Source organism: Chamaesiphon sp. OTE_20_metabat_361, assembly GCF_031364565.1.
The window spans coordinates 1-3,672 of record NZ_JANLWO010000696.1; the positions used below are offsets into that span (position 1 = coordinate 1).

The following is a 3,672-nucleotide window of genomic DNA, read 5'->3' on the forward strand; positions in this document are numbered from 1 at the left end:
CACCTGATACCCCAAGCTAGTGATGCCGACTGTATATGTATTCGGAAAAGCAAAGATCGTCGGAATCGCATCAGCCGCTGGCGACGCTGGCGTGAATAGCAGGTGTTCGGAGTCGAAGACGGAATTGGACACGGTATATGAGTTGGGAGTTGGGAGTTGGGAGTTGGGAGGTGGGAGATGGGAGTTAGCAGTTAAAGGATGGGAGTTGGGAGTTGGGGAGATAAGAAAGCAGGAGGGAGGGTTTGAGAAACTGGAGAAGTAAGGAACGGGAAACTTGGAACGTAGTTCTAAAAGCTCAATAAAACCTAACTCCCAACTCCCATCTCCCCTCTTTGTTTAAGCTTTGTTACCTTGTGTCAAAAAGAGGGCAAAATTTGCAGAAAATAAGCCTGATAGCTAATCGTGGCTGAATCCTTTTTAAAAACCAAGTACTTCAAGCAGGAAAAGTAATTATGGCACTTCAACGTGGCTCCCAAGTTCGCGTCCTCCGCAAGGAATCTTACTGGTTCCAGGATATCGGGAGCGTAGTCTCGATCGACCAAAGCGGCATCAAATATAACGTCATCGTGCGTTTTGATAAAGTTAATTGCAGCGGCTTCAGTGGGAACGCTGGCGGCGTCAATACCAATAACTTCGCCGTCAGTGAGTTGGTGGAAGTTTCGGCACCAGCAGCTAAAGCTGTCGCAAAATAAGCGCCACCTGACTGGAAACTAGGGAGAGCGATCGGTCTATACTAATTTGTGTTAGCTAGATCCTCACCCATCCCCTAGTTAACAGTCTAACGATAACTAATGCCAGAATTACCTGAAGTTGAAACAGTTCGTCGCGGGTTGGATCGGTATACACTCGATCGAGCGATTACTGGCACTGAAGTATTATTACCACGGACGATCGCTCATCCCGAAACGCCCCAAGAGTTTAGCTTCGGACTCCAGCATACCAAAATTCAAGGTTGGCATCGGCGGGGCAAATATTTATATGCACAGTTGGTGTCTACAAAGACCCCAGAGGCGGCTGGCTGGCTGGGAGTGCATTTACGCATGACGGGGCAATTGCTGTGGGTGGAGAGCCACACAGAGCTGCACAAGCATACGCGCGTGAGATTGTTTCTGGGTAAAGATCGGGAAATTCGATTTGTCGATCAGCGGACATTCGGACAGATGTGGTGGATCCCGCCGAGCAAGCAACTGGAACAGGTGATGACGGGCATCGCTAAACTAGGGCCAGAGCCATTCGATCCGGCTTTTAGTACCGGGTATTTTGCCGCCAAGCTTCAGAAGTCGTCCCGCAATATCAAAACCGTCATCCTGGATCAAAACTTAGTCGCGGGAGTCGGAAATATCTATGCCGATGAAGCGCTATTTATGAGCAAAATTCATCCGAATACGTCCGCAAACCAACTGACGATCGATCGAGTCGAACTATTGCGCGCATCGATTATCGCCGTACTCCAACTCTCGATCGAGCAAGGTGGTACTACCTTTAGCAATTATCTCAGCGTTCAGGGTACAAATGGTAATTATGGGGGCATGGCATGGGTCTACAACCGTACCAAGCAGCCTTGTCGCGTCTGTGGCACCCCGATTGAAAAAATTAGATTGGGCGGTCGCGGTACCCACTATTGTCCGACTTGCCAGAGTCATGACCTTCCGACTTCGTAAAATACGTGCTAGGATCGTGGGCATAAATTTGATAATTCATCAACCTACATCAATAGACCAACGTAGGTGATTTGTTTGAAGCTAATATTTTCTGGTTAAATATCTACTAACTAAGATATGGCCATAGAAAGTATGAGTACGAAGACCAGAAAAATCAAACAACTAAATGTCAAGATCCCTAACCAGGAACTATCCATTCTTCAAAACTTCACTGCGAAGACGGAAAGAACGAAGACAGATGTGATTCGCGAATTTATCAGAGCATTGGAAGCTGACAGTTAATTGCAAAAACTGACATTGGTTTATCGATCGATTGACGATCGCGAGTAGGTGGGTTCGATCTGGGGACGATCTCACTGACATCATGCGATCGTCCCTGCAATTAGAGCCTAAAAATATTACATCACTCATTATTGCGCCGTCGCTCACGCCTGTGTGCGTATAATAGACTGATACAAACCAATCAGCATTTACTACTGTGGCAGCAACCGGAAGTTACAAAAATACCGTAAACTTACCCCAGACTAAGTTTGACATGCGGGCTAACGCTGTCATTCGCGAACCCGAACTCCAAAAATTCTGGGCAGACGAGCAGATTTTTGAACGACTGTCACAGTCAAATCTGGGCGAAATTTTTGTGCTGCACGATGGCCCCCCATATGCTAATGGGACGCTACACATGGGTCATGCGCTCAATAAAACGCTTAAAGATATCATCAACCGTTACCAATTGCTCAAGGGGCGAAAAGTTCGCTATGTACCGGGATGGGATTGTCACGGACTACCGATCGAACTTAAAGTCATCCAAGACATGAAGCCAGCGGAGCGTCTAAATCTGACCCCGCTAGAACTACGGCAAAAAGCGGCAGCATTCGCACTCAAGACAGTTGAAGAACAAAAGCTCGGCTTCAAACGGCTGGGTGTCTGGGGGGAGTGGGATAAGCCCTATCTCACCCTGCAACCAGAATACGAAGCCGCACAGATCGGCGTGTTCGGGCAGATGGTGCTCAAAGGGTATATCTATCGCGGGTTGAAGCCCGTGCATTGGAGTCCGAGTTCTAAGACGGCGCTAGCAGAAGCAGAGCTAGAATATCCCGAAGGACATACCTCACGGAGTATTTTTGCGGCATTTAAAGTCACGCAGGTTGCTGATGCTGCCAAGGCGATTTTAGAGCCATTTCAGGACGATTTAGCAGTCGCGATCTGGACTACTACGCCCTGGACGATCCCGGCAAATTTGGCAGTGGCGGTAAATCCCGAACTTAGCTACGCGATCGTAGAAGTCGCCGGACGCGAAGATAATCAATATAGTGGCTGCAAATACGCGATCGTCGCTGCGGATATGGTCGCAGGTTTGGCAGCTAAACTCAATCTGAACCTGACTACTAAAGCCGAAATTAAAGGCGCAGATCTAGAACATACCACTTACAAACATCCGCTGTACGATCGGCACAGTCCGGTAATTATCGGTGGCGATTACATCACTACGGAATCGGGTACGGGTTTGGTACATACCGCACCAGGGCACGGTCAAGAAGATTATATCGTCGGACAAAAGTACGGGCTAGCAATTCTGGCACCTGTAGATGGCGATGGTAATTTCACCGAAGAAGCGGGGGAATTATTTAAAGGTGCAAATGTTTTAGGCGATGGTAATGAGCTAGTCATTCAAGCATTACTCGAAGCGCATTCTTTACTTAAAGAAGAGTCTTATGCCCACAAATATCCTTACGATTGGCGCACCAAGAAACCGACGATTTTCCGTGCTACCGAACAGTGGTTTGCGTCGGTGAAAGGGTTTAAAGAAGCAGCCTTAAAAGCGATCTCGGAAGTCGAATGGATCCCCGCTCAGGGTGAGAATCGGATTACGCCAATGGTTGCCGAACGATCGGATTGGTGTATCTCGCGTCAGCGCAATTGGGGCGTACCGATTCCCGTTTTTTATGATGCTGAAACTAATGAGCCATTACTAACAGAAGAATCGATTAACCACGTTCAAAATATCGTTCGC

General features: G+C 47.8%; 4 protein-coding genes and 1 pseudogene. 4 read left to right on the top strand and 1 reads right to left on the bottom strand.

Translation table 11 applies throughout. The features are described from left to right. Positions 1-222, bottom strand: a pseudogene (locus RMO35_RS25420) (hypothetical protein); the annotation flags it as partial. A gap of 230 nt (positions 223-452) precedes the next feature. Here RMO35_RS25420 and RMO35_RS19625 point away from each other — a divergent pair. The 4 genes from RMO35_RS19625 to RMO35_RS19640 form a co-directional block, all read left to right on the top strand. Next, on the top strand, positions 453-692 hold the full coding sequence (locus RMO35_RS19625; RefSeq protein ID WP_309743389.1) for a photosystem I reaction center subunit IV: 240 nt from the start codon (positions 453-455) through the stop codon (positions 690-692). A gap of 99 nt (positions 693-791) precedes the next feature. Next, a complete protein-coding gene (locus RMO35_RS19630; RefSeq protein ID WP_309743392.1) occupies positions 792-1,661 on the top strand; it encodes a DNA-formamidopyrimidine glycosylase in 870 nt (289 codons plus the stop codon). A 132-nt stretch (positions 1,662-1,793) separates the two neighbouring features. Further along, entirely contained in the window at positions 1,794-1,943 is a 150-nt protein-coding gene (locus RMO35_RS19635) for a CopG family transcriptional regulator (RefSeq protein ID WP_309743394.1), read from the top strand. A gap of 196 nt (positions 1,944-2,139) precedes the next feature. Next, the coding region (locus RMO35_RS19640) for a class I tRNA ligase family protein (protein ID WP_309743395.1) at positions 2,140-3,672 on the top strand (1,533 nt) is incomplete at its 3' end.

Bases quoted from the DNA above. Each gene is read 5' to 3' on its own strand.
- RMO35_RS19625 (WP_309743389.1), top strand. From the start codon at position 453: ATGGCACTTCAACGTGGCTCCCAAGTTCGCGTCCTCCGCAAGGAATCT.
- RMO35_RS19630 (WP_309743392.1), top strand. From the start codon at position 792: ATGCCAGAATTACCTGAAGTTGAAACAGTTCGTCGCGGGTTGGATCGG.
- RMO35_RS19635 (WP_309743394.1), top strand. From the start codon at position 1,794: ATGAGTACGAAGACCAGAAAAATCAAACAACTAAATGTCAAGATCCCT.